At 75.1% G+C, this 16,161-nt stretch carries 18 protein-coding genes; 11 read left to right on the top strand and 7 right to left on the bottom strand.

Translation table 11 applies throughout. The annotated features are described in order from the left end of the window. The first annotated feature begins 181 nt into the window (after positions 1–181). The 4 genes from CMS_RS06500 (at position 182) to CMS_RS06485 (ending at position 3,832) form a co-directional block, all read left to right on the top strand. Positions 182–814 carry a hypothetical protein gene (locus CMS_RS06500; RefSeq protein WP_223842746.1) on the top strand — a complete coding sequence of 211 codons (633 nt, stop codon included), beginning with the start codon at positions 182–184 and terminating at the stop codon, positions 812–814. A 101-nt stretch (positions 815–915) separates the two neighbouring features. After that, positions 916–1,494 (top strand): hypothetical protein, encoded by a 579-nt coding sequence (locus tag CMS_RS17320; RefSeq protein ID WP_012298697.1) that lies wholly within the window; start codon positions 916–918, stop codon positions 1,492–1,494. A gap of 13 nt (positions 1,495–1,507) precedes the next feature. After that, positions 1,508–2,161 (top strand): hypothetical protein, encoded by a 654-nt coding sequence (locus tag CMS_RS06490; RefSeq protein WP_012298696.1) that lies wholly within the window; start codon positions 1,508–1,510, stop codon positions 2,159–2,161. 210 nt (positions 2,162–2,371) lie between these two features. Beyond that, positions 2,372–3,832, top strand: a complete 1,461-nt coding sequence (locus tag CMS_RS06485; protein ID WP_012298695.1) for an amidohydrolase family protein — start codon at positions 2,372–2,374, stop codon at positions 3,830–3,832. 12 nt (positions 3,833–3,844) lie between these two features. Here CMS_RS06485 and CMS_RS06480 read toward each other — a convergent pair whose 3' ends face one another. Both CMS_RS06480 and CMS_RS06475 read right to left on the bottom strand, forming a co-directional pair. Continuing rightward, positions 3,845–4,594, bottom strand: coding sequence for a phosphatase PAP2 family protein (locus CMS_RS06480; RefSeq protein WP_012298694.1), 750 nt, complete (start codon positions 4,592–4,594; stop codon positions 3,845–3,847). Further along, the gene (locus CMS_RS06475; protein ID WP_012298693.1) at positions 4,591–4,959 is read right to left on the bottom strand and encodes a hypothetical protein; all 369 of its coding nucleotides are present in this window, start codon (positions 4,957–4,959) and stop codon (positions 4,591–4,593) included. The genes CMS_RS06480 and CMS_RS06475 overlap by 4 nt, the downstream gene beginning before the upstream one ends. Positions 4,960–5,047: 88 nt before the next feature. Here CMS_RS06475 and CMS_RS18150 point away from each other — a divergent pair, with 88 nt between their 5' ends. Together CMS_RS18150 and CMS_RS06470 are read left to right on the top strand one after the other, a co-directional pair. Further along, positions 5,048–5,182 carry a hypothetical protein gene (locus CMS_RS18150; RefSeq protein ID WP_256890529.1) on the top strand — a complete coding sequence of 45 codons (135 nt, stop codon included), beginning with the start codon at positions 5,048–5,050 and terminating at the stop codon, positions 5,180–5,182. Between the two features lie 12 nt (positions 5,183–5,194). Next, entirely contained in the window at positions 5,195–5,671 is a 477-nt protein-coding gene (locus tag CMS_RS06470; protein ID WP_223842773.1) for a nucleotidyltransferase family protein, read from the top strand. A gap of 19 nt (positions 5,672–5,690) precedes the next feature. Here the strand turns inward: CMS_RS06470 and CMS_RS06465 are convergent, their stop codons facing one another. Both CMS_RS06465 and CMS_RS06460 read right to left on the bottom strand, forming a co-directional pair. Further along, on the bottom strand, positions 5,691–6,224 hold the full coding sequence (locus CMS_RS06465; protein WP_012298692.1) for an iron-sulfur cluster scaffold-like protein: 534 nt from the start codon (positions 6,222–6,224) through the stop codon (positions 5,691–5,693). Continuing rightward, positions 6,221–8,032, bottom strand: a complete 1,812-nt coding sequence (locus CMS_RS06460) for a gamma-glutamyltransferase family protein (protein WP_041464480.1) — start codon at positions 8,030–8,032, stop codon at positions 6,221–6,223. The genes CMS_RS06465 and CMS_RS06460 overlap by 4 nt, the downstream gene beginning before the upstream one ends. 100 nt (positions 8,033–8,132) lie before the next feature. Between CMS_RS06460 and CMS_RS06455 the strand changes: the two genes are divergently transcribed. The 5 genes from CMS_RS06455 to CMS_RS06435 all read left to right on the top strand — a co-directional run bounded on the left by CMS_RS06455 (position 8,133) and on the right by CMS_RS06435 (position 12,759). Then, on the top strand, positions 8,133–9,572 hold the full coding sequence (locus tag CMS_RS06455; protein ID WP_041464479.1) for an MDR family MFS transporter: 1,440 nt from the start codon (positions 8,133–8,135) through the stop codon (positions 9,570–9,572). Positions 9,573–9,661: 89 nt separating this feature from the next. Beyond that, positions 9,662–10,690 (top strand): LLM class flavin-dependent oxidoreductase, encoded by a 1,029-nt coding sequence (locus CMS_RS06450; protein ID WP_012298689.1) that lies wholly within the window; start codon positions 9,662–9,664, stop codon positions 10,688–10,690. 115 nt (positions 10,691–10,805) lie between these two features. Further along, positions 10,806–11,621 carry an SGNH/GDSL hydrolase family protein gene (locus tag CMS_RS06445; protein WP_012298688.1) on the top strand — a complete coding sequence of 272 codons (816 nt, stop codon included), beginning with the start codon at positions 10,806–10,808 and terminating at the stop codon, positions 11,619–11,621. Then, positions 11,618–12,307 (top strand): NAD(P)H-hydrate epimerase, encoded by a 690-nt coding sequence (locus CMS_RS06440; RefSeq protein ID WP_012298687.1) that lies wholly within the window; start codon positions 11,618–11,620, stop codon positions 12,305–12,307. The genes CMS_RS06445 and CMS_RS06440 overlap by 4 nt, the downstream gene beginning before the upstream one ends. Before the next feature lie 155 nt (positions 12,308–12,462). Further along, entirely contained in the window at positions 12,463–12,759 is a 297-nt protein-coding gene (locus CMS_RS06435) for a hypothetical protein (RefSeq protein WP_012298686.1), read from the top strand. A gap of 91 nt (positions 12,760–12,850) precedes the next feature. Here the strand turns inward: CMS_RS06435 and CMS_RS06430 are convergent, their stop codons facing one another. From CMS_RS06430 to CMS_RS06420, 3 genes are read right to left on the bottom strand one after another with little or no spacing between them, the layout of a single operon-like run. Beyond that, positions 12,851–13,879 (bottom strand): NADPH:quinone reductase, encoded by a 1,029-nt coding sequence (locus CMS_RS06430; protein WP_012298685.1) that lies wholly within the window; start codon positions 13,877–13,879, stop codon positions 12,851–12,853. A gap of 40 nt (positions 13,880–13,919) precedes the next feature. After that, positions 13,920–15,485: an amidohydrolase gene (locus tag CMS_RS06425; RefSeq protein WP_012298684.1), complete on the bottom strand. Its 1,566-nt coding sequence runs from the start codon at positions 15,483–15,485 to the stop codon at positions 13,920–13,922. Next, the gene (locus tag CMS_RS06420; RefSeq protein WP_012298683.1) at positions 15,482–16,150 is read right to left on the bottom strand and encodes an FMN-binding negative transcriptional regulator; all 669 of its coding nucleotides are present in this window, start codon (positions 16,148–16,150) and stop codon (positions 15,482–15,484) included. The genes CMS_RS06425 and CMS_RS06420 overlap by 4 nt, the downstream gene beginning before the upstream one ends. Positions 16,151–16,161: the final 11 nt, after the last annotated feature.

The raw sequence follows: 16,161 nt of genomic DNA, 5'->3' as shown, positions 1-16,161 counted from the left end.
GGGACGGGAGCGCCGACGGTCGGGCGCGGGACGGGCGGAAGGGCGGCCGCTCGACGGATCGGAAGGCTACCGCCCGCGTCAAGCCTCGCACGGCCCCTGCGTAGGGTGGGACGCGGATGCCGGGGGGATCCTCCCTCAGGTGTCGCGCGCCGCATCCGGCGCCGCATGAGGGGGACCCATGATGCCGACCGCACCCGACCGTCCGCAGCCGCTGTTCCGGCGCATCCGCCGCGCGTGGGCCGACGCGCCCGCGGTCGTGCAGGTGCTGGTCGTCGCCGTCGTGATCTTCGTGTGGCTGACAGCGTTCGGCATCGGGCAGCCGTCGGACGACCCCGGGTCGATCGTCTTCCGCGGCGTCGTCGCGGTGCTCCTCGGCTCCGTGCGGGTGGGAGCGCTCTGGATCCGCCGCCTGAGCTGGCCCGGGGCGCCGCGCGAGGTCGAGGTGTCGGAGGCCGCCGAGGACGGCGAGCTGCCGGCGGGAGCGGACCTGGTCGTGTGGCGCGATGCGCTGGAACGTCGACGTCGGGAGATCCGGCACGACGCGTGGGTCCTCCCGATCACGCTCCTGCTCTTCGTCGGTCTGGCGTTCCTGCCGCGCTCGCGCCCGTTCGGCGCGTCCGACGCGGCGTTCCTCATCCTCCTGGCCGTCTTCGCCACGTATGCCGCATCGCTGATCGTCTCCCGTGCACTCCGCCGCGACCGCGTGGACGCCCTGCTCATCCCGCTGCAGGAGCAGGTCCGCCGAGACGAGGAGCGCCGGGCCGCCTGGGCGCCGCCCACCCCCGAGGACCGGATTCCCCCGGCTGCTGGATAGGGTCGACTCGCGCCGACCTCGATCCGGCGTGCGCATCACCCGCACCGCTTCCGAGGAGACACGATGACCCACCGCGCCCGCCCCGACACCGCCTCCGCCCGATGAAGGGCCTGCAAGAGCGGTTCGAACGCGCGTCGCTCGGGGGCGTGTTCCTCGTCGTCACCGCCTTCTACTTCGTGCTCCGCACGGGCATCGACCTTGTCATCACGGGTGACGGCCTCTCCGTCGCCGGCATCATCGGGCGCTTCATCGGGTCGCTCCTCTTCGGCGGCGTCATGGTCGCCGTGATCGCCTGGCAGCGCCGTCGGGGCGGAGGGGCATCGACCTCAGCCGACGTCACCGCGGCGATCAGGTCCGGACAGGCGCCGCTCGCAGCCGACCCGGGCGTGTGGATCCCCGCGCTCGAGTGGCGGCGCGGCCAGTTCCGTCGCTCCCTGTGGCTGACACCCCTCCTGTTCCTGGTGTTCATCGCGATGGGCGTCGCGCTCCTCGTGCTCGAGCCCGGCAGCCCGATCGGCTGGCTCGTGATCGTCGTGTTCGTCGGGCTCGGCATCGGCGTGCTCGTGCAGGCGCGCCGTGCCATCCCCCGCATCGACGGCCTGCTCCACCAGCTGCGCGAGCGCGACGGCGCCCGCGGGGCTGCCGCGGACGCCGCGCCGACGCGCCCCGCCGGCGCCTGATCCGCGCCCGACCGTGACCGGCACCGCACGCAAGACGCACGGCCGGCTGCGGCGCGCCCGCCGCCGGCTCGCCGACGCGCCCGCGATCGTGCCCGCGATGGGCGTCGCCCTCGCCTACGCCGCGATCCTGATTTACTCGCGGGTCGCGCTCGGCCACGAGGTGGATCTCGACCGGATCGTGGCGACGCTCACGGTCGGCGCGGTCGTCGGGCTCATCCTCACGTTCGTCCTCTCCCGGCGACGTCGCGCGGCCCCGCCCCGCATCCGGTTCGTCGACGTCTCCGAGGCGATCGACGACGGACGGCTTCCCGCCGACGCCGACGCCGACGCCGACTCCTGGCGGTGGCTGCTGCTCCGCCGGCGCGAGGTCCACGACCAGCTCGGCGGTCCCTGGGCGGTGCTCGTCGCGGCGGTGCTCCTCGGCGGCACCGTCGCCGTCGGCGTGCTCGGCGGGCCGCCCCTCGCCTGGACCCTGCCCGCGGTGATCGCCGTCACGGTCGCGGGCATGGCCGTGGTGCGCCGACGCCGGGTCGCGGAGATCGACGTGCTGCTGCAGCCGCTGCTCGACCAGGATCACGCCCCCGACGCACCGGCCGCGGCGGATCCGGACGACGCCGACTCGGGCTCGGCCGCGGCCACCGGACCGGGACGACGCCCGCCGGCGTGAGCGGGCGGAGAAGGGTCACCGCTTCCTGAGCGCCGCGGACACGCCCGGCGTGTCGGATCGCAGAGCCCGCTCCCCGGCCGACCATCGACCGGGCACCCGATCCCGCCCGCCGCGCAGCATCGCGCCACAGCGGGATCCCGCCCTCCGCGCGAGCCCCTCCTGTGCCCGCAGCCCCGCACCGCCGCGCACCATCCCAGCGAACGGATCCGCATGAGCGACCACCGCACCACGCCCTCCCCCGCCGCGCCCGCACCCGCGCCGGTCGCCCGCCGCGCCGTCCACCGCGGCCACGTCCTCCACATCACGGGGTCCCCGCTCGTCCAGGACGCCCGGCGCCACCTCGTCTCCGTCCCCGACGGCGCGCTCGCGGTCGACGACGCCGGCCGGATCGCGTGGGTCGGCCCCTTCCGCGACCTCCCCGCGGAGTTCGCCGACGCGCCCGTGCACGGCGACGCGTCCGACTTCCTGATCCCCGGCTTCGTCGACGCGCACGTGCACTTCCCGCAGACCTACACGACGAGCGCGCACGGCGGCGGCCAGCTCCTCGAGTGGCTCGACACGTGCGTGTTCCCGTCGGAGGCGCGACTCGAGGACGAGGGCTTCGCGCGCATGATCGCGGCGGACTTCACGCGGAGCCGCGTCCGCGCGGGGACGACGAGCGCGCTCGTGTTCGGATCCGCGTTCCCGCACGCCCAGGACGCCCTGTTCGAGGCCTCCCGCGACGCGGGCCTCCGGCTCGTGAGCGGCCGCGGGATCCAGACCGTCGGCTCCGGCCCCGCCACCCCGCTCCTCACGTCGGAGGAGGACGCGATCGCGCTCTCCTGCGCGGAGATCGACCGCTGGCACGCCGTCGACACGGGCGACGCGACGACGGCGACGCTCCAGGTCGCGATCGTGCCGCGGTTCAGCCTGTCGGTGACGCCGACGACGCTCCGCGGGCTCGGCGAGCTGTACGACGTGGCGCGCGGCGAGGGCGTCCACTTCCACTCGCACCTCAACGAGAACGACCGGCCGGGCACCGGCGAGATCGCCGCCGTCCGCGAGGTCTTCGGCACCGACACCTACCTCGACACCTACGACGGGCTCTTCCTGCCGGGGTCGGAGCGCGGCGGATCCAGCCTCCTCGGCCGCCGCAGCGTCTTCGCCCACGCGGTGCACTGCCAGGACTCCGAGCTCGCGCGCCTCGCCGAGACCGGCAGCAGCATCGCGCACTGCCCGACGTCGCAGCAGTTCCTCGGGAGCGGCACCATGCCGTGGCGGCGCACGGTGGCGTCCGGCGTGAACGTGGCGATCGGATCCGACGTGGGCGCCGGCGACGAGTGGCTCATCTCCCGCGTGCTCAACGACGCGTTCAAGGTGCACCTGTCGGAGCCCGGCGGCGCGGGCGTGGAGATCGACGCCGCAGAGCTCCTCTTCACCGGCACGCTCGCGGGCGCCCGAGCGCTCGACATGGAGGAGCGCTACGGCAACCTCGACGTGGGCAAGGACGCCGACTTCCTGACGATCACGCCGGACCTCTGGGAGCCGCTCGCCCTCACGCTCGCCCATGGGATCCGCGCGGACGACGACGCGCGCGCCACGGACCAGATCCTCTTCACCCTGCTGATGGGTCTGCGCGAGCCGGCCATCGCGGCCGTGCACGTGCAGGGGCGGCGGGTGTCGGCCCGCTGACGTCCGCGGAGATCACGCGCCGCGGTCGTCGCGCTCCCGCTCGCGCGCCTCCAGCAGCCGCAGCCGCACCCGATGCGCCACCACGATGAGGGCGAGCCACGCGAGCGCGAGCAGCCACCCCGCGATGACGTCGGTGAGCCAGTGGTGGCCGAGGTAGACGCGGCTGAGGCTCACGGAGGCGGCGAAGGCGATGGCGACGACGTAGGTGAGCACGCGCGCGGCTCGCCGCATCTGCCGGAGCACGAGCAGGTAGGCGACGATCCCGGCGACCACGCTCGCGTTGAGGGTGTGTCCGGAGGGGAACGACGGCGACGTCTCGTAGGGCGGCACGGCGTCGGCGCGCGGCGGGCGGTCGCGGCCGACGAGCTCCTTGCCGACCTCGGTCATGAGCAGGGATCCGGCGCCCGCGGTGAGCCCGAGCACGACCGGCACCCACTGGCGCCGGCGGATCGCGAGCGCGACGATCACCGCGACGCCCACGATCGGCACGGCGTAGACGCCCGCGGCCTCCGTGAAGATCGTGACGGCGGTGTCGAGCCACGGCGAGCGGACGTCCATGGCCAGGTGCAGCGCGGGCTCGTCGAGGAGGGCGACGCTGTCGTCGTCGATCACGGCGACGTAGAGGCCCGCGAACAGGCTCGACGCGGCGGTGATGACGAGGAGGCCGAGGATCAGGAACGCGGCGAAGGTCCCGGTCGGGCCGACACGGGTGGCGACGCCGGTGGCGGCGCGGGCGACGCGGCCGGCTCCTGGCCGGGTCACCCGTGGACGAGCGCGGAGGACGGCACGCGATCGCGCTGGCGGACGGCGGCCGAGATGAGGCCGACGACGCCGGCGATGACGCCGACGACGAAGGTGGCGACACCGCCGAGGATCCCCATGAGGACGATCCCGAACGTGCTGACCCCCTCGTCGAGGTAGCCAAGCCCCGTCTGCGCCGACCAGGTGGCGAGGATCGCGAGGCCGAGGGCCAGCATCAGCGCGACGACCGTGCAGCCGACGAGGTACCAGCCCCAGCCGGAACCCCGGGCCTTGGCGACGACGAGGACGACGGCGACGAGGATCGCGAGCACCGGCACGCCGAGCGACAGGGTGAGGGCGAGCGCGGACGCAGTGTCGGGATCCATGCGTCGAGCGTAGGCCGCGCGGCTGGACGCGGCGGGGCGCGGCGAGGGCGCGGCAGGGGTCCGGCGAGCGCGCTCCTACCATGGGCGGATGGCGGGATCACGGGACGCGGACGACGACGGGCGATCGGCCCGGCGCATCGCAGGCGTCGTGCTCGCCGCCGGCGCGGGGACCCGGTTCGGCCAGCCCAAGGCGCTCGCCGCGCATCCCGACGGCACGCCGTGACTCGCGACCGCGATCGCCGCGCTCGCCGGGGCCGGCTGCTCCCCCGTGCTCGTCGTGCTCGGCGCGCGGGCGGACGACGCGGAGGCGCTCCTGCGGTCCACGACGGTGGCCGCGGACGCCGGCGTCGTCCGCGCCGACGACTGGGCCGACGGCATGTCCGCCTCGCTCCGCGCCGCGCTCCGGGCCGCCGCCGCGCTGGATCCGCCGCCCGTCGCGCTCGCCGTCGTCCCCGTCGACGTGCCGGACCTCGACGCCGCCACGGTGCGCCGGGTGCTCGACGCGGCCACGGTGGAACCGCCGACGCTCCGCCAGGCCGTGTTCCGCGGCCGGCCCGGCCACCCCGCCCTCCTCGGCCGCGACCACTGGGCGCCGCTCGCCGCATCCGTGCGCGGCGACGAGGGAGCGCGCCGCTACCTGGCCGCCCACGACGCGCAGCTCGTCGAGGCCGCCGACCTCAGCACGGGCGCGGACGTCGACCGGCGGATCTGACGGCGGACCGCATCGCACCTCAGCGCGCGAGCGCTTCCTCCAGCGCGTGCCACGCGAGCAGCGCGCACGTGCCGCGGAGCGGGTAGCGGCCGGAGTCGGCCAGGGCGAAGGCGTCGCCGAGGCGGTCCTCCGCACCGGGCAGGAGCTCGTGGGAGCGGATCAGCGCGCGCAGCTCGACGACGAGCGCCGCCGCCTCCGCGGCCGTCCGGCCCTCGACGAGCTCGGCGAGCATGGACGCGGACGCCTGCGAGACCGTGCAGCCACGGCCGTGCCAGCGGACGGCGATGGGCTCGGCGGGATCCACGGCCGCGCCCGCGTCGACCGACGGGTGCGCGGGATCCACCGCCAGCACCCGCAGGTCGACCACGTCGCCGCACGTCGCGTTCCGCTGCTCCGACGAGCCGAGGACGACGCCGGCCGACGGCGTCGCGGCATCGGGCTCGGCGACGAACCGCCCGGGCGCGGAAGCCGCCCGCAGCGCCGCGTCGCTCCCCACGCGCCGCCGCGCGTGGTCGGCGATGAGCGCCGACGCGATCTGCCGGTCGATCGTCATCGCCCGACCGCGTACCCCTGCGCCCCGCGCGGGTTGGCCGCGGCCCCCAGCAGGCCGGTGGCGGGATCGCGCGTCACGGCCGACAGGCGCCCGAGCGTCCAGTCGCCGACGACCTCCACCTCGTGCCCGCGGGCCCGGAGGTCGGCGATCACGTCGTCGCCCACACGCCCCTCGACCACGAGGCCGCCGGGGGTCCAGGTGCGCGGCCAGAATGATCCGGGGACGCTCGTCGTGTGGAACGTCGGCGCGTCCACGGCCTGCTGCGGCGAGAACCCGCCGACGATCGTGCGCAGCAGGTAGGGCAGCTGCCACTGGTCCTGCTGGTCGCCGCCCGGCGAGCCGAGCGCCTCGACGGGCTCGCCCTCGCGCGTGATGAGGGTCGGCGTGAGCGTCGTGCGCGGCCGCCGACCCGGCACGAGCGACGACGGTCCGCCGGGCTCGAGCCACGTCATCTGCAGGCGCGTGCCGAGGCAGAAGCCGAGCGCGGGGATGAACGGCGACGACTGCAGCCAGCCGCCGGAGGGCGTGGCGGAGATCATGTTGCCCCACCGGTCGACGATGTCGAGGTGGCAGGTGTCGCCCCGGGTCTCGCCCGTGCGGGAGACCGTGGGCTCGCCCGTGCCGCCGGCGGATGCGGGCGCGTCGCCCTCGACCACGAGCGGCGGCAGGAAGGGCTCCACGCCGTCGACGCGTCCGGGCCGCAGCTCGTGCGACGCCTCGTCGGTGATGAGCGCGCGCCGCTCGGCCGCGTACTCCGCGCTGAGCAGGACGTCGAGGGGCGCGCCGCCCGGCACGGCGTCGCCGTAGTACGCCTCGCGGTCGGCCAGCGCGAGCTTCTGCGCCTCGCTGATGCGGTGGATCCCCGCGGCCGTCGCCGGGTCGATCTCCTCATCCGTGAACCCGTCGAGGATCATGAGCGCCTGCAGCAGCGCCGGCCCCTGGCCCCACGCATCGGTCTTCCAGATCCGCAGCCCGCGGAACTCGATCGAGACCGCGTCCTCCCACGACGCGCGCGACGAGGCGAGGTCCTCGGCGGTGATCAGCCCCGCGTGGTCGGCGCCGGTGGAGTGCCGGTGCGGATCCTGCACGCTCGCCACCATCTCCTCCGCGACGAAGCCCTCCGCCCACACGGTGCGCGCGGCCTCGATGCGCTGCTCGCGCGTCGCGTCCGGACCGGCCGCGGTCGACGCCTCCGCGAGGATCCGCTCCATCGCGGCCGCCCATGCGGGGTTCCGCACAAGCGACCCGGCGACGGGCGCCTCGCCGTCCGGCATCCAGAACGCGGCGGACGCCGACCAGTGCTCGCGGAACAGGTCGCCCACGCCCGCGATCGTGCGGCGCACGCTCTCCAGCACCGGGTGCCCGTCGCGCGCGTACCCGATCGCGAACGCCCACGCGTCGGCGAGCTCCCACGTGCCGTGGTCGCGGAGGAGCAGCAGCCAGGCGTCAACCGCGGCGGGCACGGCGGCGGCGAGCGCTCCCGCGCCGGGCACGCGGTCGAGGCCCTCCTGGCGGAAGCGCTCAGGGCTGGCGGCGGCGGGCGCGGATCCCTGGCCCATGAGGAGCTTCGGCGCCGCGTCCCCCGCGACGTGCACGACGGCGGTCATGTCACCGCCCGGCCCGTTGAGGTGCGGCTCGACGACGTGCAGCACGAAGGCGCTCGCGACCGCCGCGTCGAACGCGTTGCCGCCGCGCTCGAGCACGGCCTGCCCGGTGCCGGAGGCGAGCCAGTGCGTGGAGGCGCTCATGCCGAACGTGCCGCGGAGCGTGGGTCGGGTGGTGAATGCGTCGGGCGCGCGGAACGTCACAGGGGGTCCTTCCGGTGGGGATCCCAGTCGACCACACGGATCGCACGTCGAGGGAATGCCGACGACCTCACGCTCGTTCACCGTTCGACCCGGGAGGCTCATGACTGACACCAGCGGCGTCGGATTCCGATCCGAGCGCGGCCCCATCCTCATCGCCCTGATGATGACGACGGGCCTCGTGGCCATCGACTCGACCATCCTCGCCACCGCGGTGCCGTCCATCGTGGACGACCTCGGCGGCTTCGCCTCGTTCCCGTGGCTGTTCTCCATCTACCTGCTCGCGCAGGCGGTGTCGGTGCCGCTCTACGCGAAGCTCAGCGACACCGTGGGGCGGAAGCCGATCATCCTCATCGGCATCGGCCTGTTCCTCGTCGGATCCGTGCTGTGCGGGTTCGCGTGGAGCATGCCGGCGCTGATCGCGTTCCGCGCGCTGCAGGGGCTCGGCGCCGGTGCCGTGCAGCCGATGGCCATCACCATCGCGGGCGACATCTACACGGTCGCCGAGCGCGCGAAGACGCAGGGCTACCTCGCGAGCGTGTGGGCGGTCTCCAGCGTCGTCGGCCCGACCCTCGGCGGCGTGTTCTCCGAGTTCGCGTCCTGGCGGTGGATCTTCTTCGTCAACGTGCCGCTGTGCCTCCTCGCCGGCTGGATGATCGTCCGCCGCTTCCACGAGTCCATCGAGCGCACGCGCCACCGCGTCGACTACGCCGGCGCCGCGCTCCTCACGGTCGGCCTCAGCCTCCTGATCCTCGCGGTCCTCGAGGGCGGCCAGGCCTGGGCATGGGACTCCGCACCCAGCATCGGCGCGTTCGCGATCGGCGCCGTGCTGATCGTCGCGTTCCTGCTGGTGGAGCGCCGGGCCGCCGAGCCCGTGCTGCCGCTCTGGGTCTTCTCCCGCCGACTGCTGCTCACGACGACGCTCGTCTCGCTCGGCGTCGGCGCGATCCTCATCGGCCTCACCTCCTACGTGCCCACCTACCTCGAGGGATCCCTCGGCGTCACGCCTCTCGTGTCCGGCCTCGCGCTGGCGGCGCTGACGATCGGCTGGCCGATCTCCGCATCCCTGTCCGGCCGCCTCTACCTCCGCATCGGGTTCCGCCGCACCGTGCTCATCGGCATGGCGCTCACGATCGTCGGCACCGGATCCATCTCGTTGCTCGCCGGCACGCCCACGCTCGCCGGGATCGCGGCCGGCTGCTTCGTGGTGGGCCTCGGGCTCGGCCTCGTCGCGACGCCCAGCCTCATCGGCGCGCAGTCGAGCGTCGGCTGGGGCGAGCGCGGCGTCGTCACGGGCGCGAACCTCTTCGCGCGCTCGATCGGCAGCGCGGTGGGCGTGGCCGTCTTCGGCGCCATCGCCAACGCGATCTTCGCGGAGTCGGCCGGCGGCCAGAAGGATCCGGACGCCGTGATCGCCGCGTCCGGCGCGGTGTTCCTCGCGGTCGGCGTGTGCGCGCTCGCGACGGTCGTCGCGGGGCTGCTGATGCCGGAGTCGCGCGTCGATGACACCGAGATCGCGCGCGCCGAGCCCGTCGTCGGCTGACCCGGCACGCCGCCCGCCGCGATTCGCGGGAATGCCGACCCCGCCCCTACAGTTGGCCCAGATGCATACGTTCGCATGGATAGGGCAGCATGGCGCAGGAGATCGAGCTCGGACTGGACACGTTCGGCGACGTCACGGTCGGACCGGACGGCCGGGAGCTGCCCTACGCCGAGGTGATCCGCAACGTCGTCGCCGAGGGCGTGCTGGCCGACCGGGTCGGCATCGACTTCATCGGCCTCGGCGAGCACCACCGCGACGACTACGCGATCTCCTCCCCCGAGGTCGCGCTCGCCGCCATCGCCGCGAAGACCTCGCGCATCCGCCTCGGATCCGCCGTCACCGTGCTCAGCTCCGACGACCCGGTGCGGGTCTTCCAGCGCTTCGCGACGCTCGACGCGGTGTCCGACGGGCGCGCGGAGGTCATCCTCGGCCGCGGATCCTTCACCGAGTCCTTCCCGCTGTTCGGCTACGAGCTGAGCGACTACGAGCGGCTCTTCGAGGAGAAGCTGGGCCTGTTCGCCGAGCTCGTGAAGGAGACGCCCGTCACCTGGACCGGCTCCACGCGCGCCGGCCTCACGGAGCACGACGTGTTCCCCAAGACGGCGAAGCGCATCAAGACCTGGGTCGGCGTGGGCGGCAGCCCCGAGTCCGTCGTGCGCGCCGCGCGCCACGGCTTCCCCCTCATGCTCGCGATCATCGGCGGCGAGCCGCACCGCTTCGCCCCCTACGCCGACCTGTTCGCGCGCGCTCTCGACCAGCTCGAGCAGCCGCGCCTGCCCGTCGGGATCCACTCGCCCGGCTACGTCGGCGAGACCGACGCCGAGGCGCGCGAGGCTTTCTTCCCCGACTACCAGGTCATGCACGCGCGCATCGGCAAGGACCGCGGCTGGCCGCCGCTCGCCCGCGCCTCCTATGAGCAGGAGATCGAGCACGGCTCGCTGTACGTCGGATCCCCCGAGACCGTCGCCCGCAAGATCGCCGCGACCCTGAAGGCCGTCGGCGCCACGCGCTTCGACCTCAAGTACAGCGCCGGCCCGTTCTCGCACGAGCGCATGATGGGCGGGATCGAGCGCTACGGCACGATCGTCGCGCCCATGGTGCGCGACATCCTGGCCTGATCCGCCGTCCCGGCAGCCCCCTCCGCACCCGGCGAGGTGGAGGGGGTGCCCGAGCGCGGGATATCCTGCGATCGTCCCCATTCCGGGGGCGTCACGACGGACAGGATGGGCTGCGATGACCGGCGCACAGCCCTCGGACGCCGAACCGGGTCGCGACGACGACCTCGACCCGCATGACGCACCGGACGGCCGGCCGTCGGCGGGCTCGCGAGCGCTCTCCGCCGGGCCGCTCGCGTCGCTCCGGTCGGCCACCATCGGGCGGCTCCAGTACCGCGTGCTCTACCGCGAGATGCGGCGCGCCACCTTCCCGCGCGACTCGCCCACCGGGTCGCTGCCGGGGCCGGATCCGTACGGCCTGGCGGTCGTGGGCGAGGGCACCGCGGTGGGCTACCAGACCGTGTCGCACGACCTCGGCGTCGCCGGGCAGGTCGCCCACAAGCTCACCGTCCGCACCGGCCGCGGCGTGTTCTGGTCGGTGCAGGCGTTCCCCGACTTCACCGTGCGCTCCTGGCGCGCCGGCGTCGACGCGTTCCCCGCCTGGGCGAGCACCGACGTGGCCGTCCTCGCCCTCGGCATCGGCGACGCCATCCGGTTCACGCCCACGCCGCTCTGGGAGTCGCTGCTCGACGCGTGCATCACCGCGATGACGGCGCGCATGCCCGCGGACGCGCTCGTGCTCGTCACGGAGGTGCCGCCGCTCGAGATCTCGCCCGTCACGCCGCCGCTCATCGCGGGGCCCGTCGGACGCCACGCGGACGCGCTCAACCGCAGCACCCGCCGGGTCGTCGCGCGCCACAACCGCGCCGACAGCGTGCCCTTCCCCGCCTGGCGGATCCCCGAGTTCACGGCCCCGAACCCCGAGGACACCCTCTACGGCCGCGTCTACCGGGCGTGGGCGGACCTGCTGGTGGAGCGGATCGCGCCGTCGTGAGCGAGACCGGATCGATCGCGGACGGCTACGCGGCGGCGGACATCCGCGCCGCCGAGGCCCCGCTGCTCGCCGCCGGCGCGCAGCTCATGCGCGTCGCGGCCGCGGGCCTCGCGCGCGTCTGCCGCGCCGAGGCGCCGAGCGGACCCGTGCTCGTGCTGGTCGGCGCGGGGAACAACGGCGGCGACGCGCTGCTCGCCGCGGCCGACCTCGCGCGGGACGGGCGCGACGTGCGCGTGATCCGCACGGCGTCGCGCATCCACGGGGCCGCGGCGCGGGCGGCCGAGGCGGGCGTGCCCATCACGCCGGCAGAGGAGCTCGACGACGCGGAGGTGGCGGCGCTCGCCCGCGCGTCGGCGCTCGTCGTCGACGGGATCCTCGGCATCGGCACCACCGCGAGCCCCGCCCTCCGCGGCGAGGCGCGCCGCGTGGTGGCCGCGCTCCTCCCGGTGATCCTCGGCGCGGGCGGACCGGTGGTCGTCGCGTGCGACATCCCGAGCGGCGTCGGCTGCGACGACGGCCAGGTGCCGGATCCGACCGTGCTGTCCGCCGACGTCACGGTCACGTTCGGCGCGGGCAAGCCCGGCCTCATGCGCGGGCCCGGCCGCGCGCTCGCGGGCCGCGTGGAGCTCGTGGACGTGGGGCTCGACCTCTCCGGCGCGACCCCCGTGGCCCGCGCCGCCCGCTGACGACGCGCCCGGGATGACGCTTGTCCCCGATAGCGCCGACTTCACCCGACGCTCCCCCTGCGGAAGAGTCGAGGCAGGCCATCCGGCCCGTCGAAGGGGGACGACATCATGAACGGTCACGCCAGGAAGCACCGCACTCGAGGCGGAGGGCGGGCATGACCGGCCCGCTCGCGCTCGTCATCGCCAACGCAGCCGTCATGGCGGTCGTCGCCCTCGCGGGGGCACGCACCCCGCGGTGGCTCCGCGGATCGTCGTGGCTGCTGCTCGTCGTCTCGCTCGGGGTGCTCGCGCTGCACCTGCTGGGCGACGCGTGGGACATCCCGGCGAACCTGCTCGCCATCACGATCCTGATCTCCACCTGCCTCAACGCGAGCGCGCTCGCGCCGCTCGTGATGCAGCGTCTGCTGACGCGCGAGTCGCGTCCGCGGCGTCGGGTGGCGGGCACCGAGTAGTCCGCATCCGCCGCCGCCCACCGGTGGCTCGCAGGCCGATGGCCGCATCGCCCGAGGGCGGTGCGGCCATCTGTCGTCAGGGCCCTGGGGATCAGGCCGGCGTCACGTCGATCAGCACCTTGCCGGTCACGCCGTCCTCGACCGCCTGGTGCGCGTCGGCCGTGCGCTCGAGCGGGAAGCGGGTGATCGGGAGGCCCGCCTCCTCGCCGACGGGCAGCGCGCCGTCGATGAGGGCGAGGTGGATGTCCGCGCGCGCGGCGTCGAGCGCCTCCTGACCCACCGTGTAGAGCAGCAGGAACTGGTACCGGAGGTTCTTCACGAAGCTGTCCACCACGGGCAGGGTGACGGTGTCGCCGCCGTTGTTCGCGTACACCGCGACCGAGGCGCGGTTCTTCGCGACGGCCTGGTTGAGCTCGGCGTTCTGCGCGGGGGCGACCTCCACGATCAGGTCGACGCCGTCGGGCGCGATGGACTGGATCTCCGCCGCCGCGTCGCCCGCCTTGTAGTCGACGACGTGGTGCGCGCCGGCGGCCGTCGCGAGGGCGCCCTTCTCGGGCGAGCTGACCGTGGTGATCACTGTGGCGCCGGCCCAGCGCGCGAGCTGGATGGCCGCGTGGCCGACCGCGCCGGCGCCGCCCGCGACGAGCACCTGCTTCCCGGCGAGGGCGCCGGGGGCGAGGCGAGAGGGGCCGTCCTCGGAGACGGTGAGCGCGCGGTGCGCCGTGACGGCGGGGACGCCGAGGCTCGCGCCGAGGTCGAAGGAGAGGCCGTCGGGCAGGGGCGCGACGCGGTCGACGGGCAGCACGGTCTTCTCCTGCGCGGTGCCGGTGGGGCGGCCGTGGGCGGCCAGCATGATCCAGACGCGGTCGCCGACGGCGAGGCCGGTGACGTCCGGGCCGACGGCGTCGATGACGCCCGCGCCGTCCTGGTTCGGGACGACCTCGGGGAACGGCAGCTCCTGGCCGGGCGCTCCACCGTCGCGGGACTTCCAGTCGGTGGGGTTCACGCCCGAGACGACGACGCGGACGCGCACCTCGCCGGGGCCGGGGGCGACCTCGTCGCGGTCGACGGGCTGCAGGACGTCGGGGGCACCCGTGCGGGTGTAGGTGATCGCTCTCATGGTGGGTCCAACGCCGGCCGCCCGCGAGGTGTTCCGCCGGTCAGCCCCCGAGCGTGTCGTGCGTGAGGCGGCCGCCGAGGAGCGTGGCGGACACCCGCATCGCGCGGAGGTCGTCGGCGGAGGTGGAGGCGGCGAGCGGATCCCGCTCCACGACCGCGAGGTCGGCCCGCTCCCCCGGCGCCATGCGCGTGCGGACGGAGGCGTCGAGCGCGGCGGCCCGGTCGATGGCCTGCTCCGGGTGCCACGGCTCCCGGCCGTCCCGCGACCGGCCGACGGCGGCGCTCATGGTGACCCACGGATCCAGCGGCGCGACGGGCGCGTCGGAGCCGAGCGCGAGGCGCGTGCCCGCCGCGCGGAGGTCGGCGAGCGCGAAGGCGCGGGCCGTGCGGCCGGCCCAGTAGACGTCGGCGATGTCGCGGTCGTCCATGGCGTGCTCGGGCTGCACGCCCGCGACCACGCCGAGCGCGGCGAACCGCGCGACGTCCTCGTGCGTCAGCAGCTGGGCGTGCTCGATGGATCCCGCGGTCCCGTCCGCGTCGCGGTGCGCGCCGCCGAGCACTCGGTCGAGGTGCGCGAACGCGTCGAGCGCGAGCCGGTTCGCGTGGTCGCCGATCGCGTGGATCGCGGGCCGCAGCCCCTGCCGCGCGGCGCGCTCCATGAGCCCGCGCAGCTCCTCGGGCGGCACGGAGAGCTGGCCGCACGCGCCGCCGTGCGCGTCGCCGCCCTGGCCGTCGAGGTCGGGGTACGGGTCGAAGCAGTACGCGGTGCGGGTGTTGAGGGATCCGTCGGTGACGACCTTCGCGGGTCCCACGCGCACGAGGCCGCCGGTGCCCGCGAGCACGTCGCCCGTGCGGAGACCCGCGTCGCGCGCCCGGTCGAGGTCCTGCGGCCAGATGCCGGCCTCCACGCGGAGCGCGTCGTGCCCGAGGGCGGCGAGGCGGCGCCACCGGTCGGCGTTCCAGTCGATCTCGAGGTCGATGACGCCGACCACGCCGCGGCGGGCGGCCTCGCGGGCGACCTGCACGGCCTGCGCGTCGAGCGACGACGCGTCGCCCTCCTCCACGCGGTACATGAAGTCGAAGCAGTCGTCCTCGCGCAGGAGCCCGGTGGGGTGGTCCCCGTAGCCGTGGGGCGCGAGCGCGGCCGAGCTCGCCCAGCAGCAGTGCAGGTCGCCGCTGACGAGGAGCACGGGGGTGTCGCCCGCGACGGCGTCGAGGAGGTCCTTCGTCGGGAGGTCGGGCCAGAGGCCGTCGCGGAAGCCGTAGCCGACCAGCGCCTCGGGGGTGCCGGCGCTCATGACGGCGCCGGATCCAGCCGAGGCCGCGCGGGCCGCGAGCGCGTCCCGCACCAGCGCGACGGCCTCCGCCGCGGACGACGCCCGCGACAGGTCGAGGCGGCGGGACACCTTGGTCCACTGCGTGAAGTGCACGTGGTTGTCCCAGAGGCCCGGGATCACGAACCGGCCGTCGAGCGCGCGGGTCTCGACGCCGGTCGCGTCCGCGGATCCGGCCGGGCCGACGGACGCGATGACGCCGTCGCGGACGAGCACGTCGACGGGCGCGTCGGATCCGGGCAGGCGGCCGCCCGCGAGGAGCAGGCCGCTCACGCGTCGGCCCCGGCGGAGCCGCCCTCGGCCCGGGCTCGGGCGCGCCGCATCTCCGCGGCGAGCGCCGGATTCGGGTACTCCGCGCCGTGCTCCAGCTCGTGGAGCACGCGCTCGACCACGTGCGGCGGCTTGTCCTGGCTGAGCTTCGCCTTCGCGACGAACCGCGTGGCGACGAGCCGCAGGCCGACGGTGCCGGCGCTGATGCGGGCGGCGTAGGCCGCGTCCTCGAGCGTCCCCTCCATGCGGCGCGGCTCGGGCATGCGGTCCTCGAAGCGGTCGACCAGCTGCCCGAGCACCCGCAGGTTCTCCTCGGGCGAGAGGATCTCGACCCGGCACGTCAGGTGCGCTGACACGTGGTTCCAGGTGGGCACGGCGGGGTCGGCGTCGTACCAGCCGGGCGACACGTAGCCGTGCGGGCCCTGGACGATGACGAGGACCTCGCCGTCGTATCCGTCGCGCTGGCCGAGCTCGTGGATCCGCTCGTCGGGGCGGCCGACGTGGGTGAGGAGCGTGAGGTCGTCGCGGTCGGGATCGAGCAGCACCGGGTAGTGCGAGGCGACGAGCCCCGCGCCCGTGCCGCTGACGATCGTGGCCCACGGGTTCTCGTCCACGAGCCGACGGATCTCGGCCACGTCCTCGAGGGCGTACGACGGGTTCTCCCTCACCGGGCGGCCCG

This window comes from Clavibacter sepedonicus, from assembly GCF_000069225.1.
GTDB classification, from domain to species: Bacteria; Actinomycetota; Actinomycetes; order Actinomycetales; family Microbacteriaceae; genus Clavibacter; species Clavibacter sepedonicus.
This window is presented reverse-complemented; position numbering and strand designations above follow the sequence as displayed.

Coding starts and splice junctions, on each gene's coding strand:
- CMS_RS06500 (WP_223842746.1), top strand. CDS start 182: ATGCCGACCGCACCCGACCGTCCGCAGCCGCTGTTCCGGCGCATCCGC.
- CMS_RS17320 (WP_012298697.1), top strand. CDS start 916: ATGAAGGGCCTGCAAGAGCGGTTCGAACGCGCGTCGCTCGGGGGCGTG.
- CMS_RS06485 (WP_012298695.1), top strand. CDS start 2,372: ATGAGCGACCACCGCACCACGCCCTCCCCCGCCGCGCCCGCACCCGCG.
- CMS_RS06475 (WP_012298693.1), bottom strand. CDS start 4,959: ATGGATCCCGACACTGCGTCCGCGCTCGCCCTCACCCTGTCGCTCGGC.
- CMS_RS18150 (WP_256890529.1), top strand. CDS start 5,048: ATGGCGGGATCACGGGACGCGGACGACGACGGGCGATCGGCCCGGCGC.
- CMS_RS06465 (WP_012298692.1), bottom strand. CDS start 6,224: ATGACGATCGACCGGCAGATCGCGTCGGCGCTCATCGCCGACCACGCG.
- CMS_RS06455 (WP_041464479.1), top strand. CDS start 8,133: ATGACTGACACCAGCGGCGTCGGATTCCGATCCGAGCGCGGCCCCATC.
- CMS_RS06450 (WP_012298689.1), top strand. CDS start 9,662: ATGGCGCAGGAGATCGAGCTCGGACTGGACACGTTCGGCGACGTCACG.
- CMS_RS06445 (WP_012298688.1), top strand. CDS start 10,806: ATGACCGGCGCACAGCCCTCGGACGCCGAACCGGGTCGCGACGACGAC.
- CMS_RS06435 (WP_012298686.1), top strand. CDS start 12,463: ATGACCGGCCCGCTCGCGCTCGTCATCGCCAACGCAGCCGTCATGGCG.
- CMS_RS06430 (WP_012298685.1), bottom strand. CDS start 13,879: ATGAGAGCGATCACCTACACCCGCACGGGTGCCCCCGACGTCCTGCAG.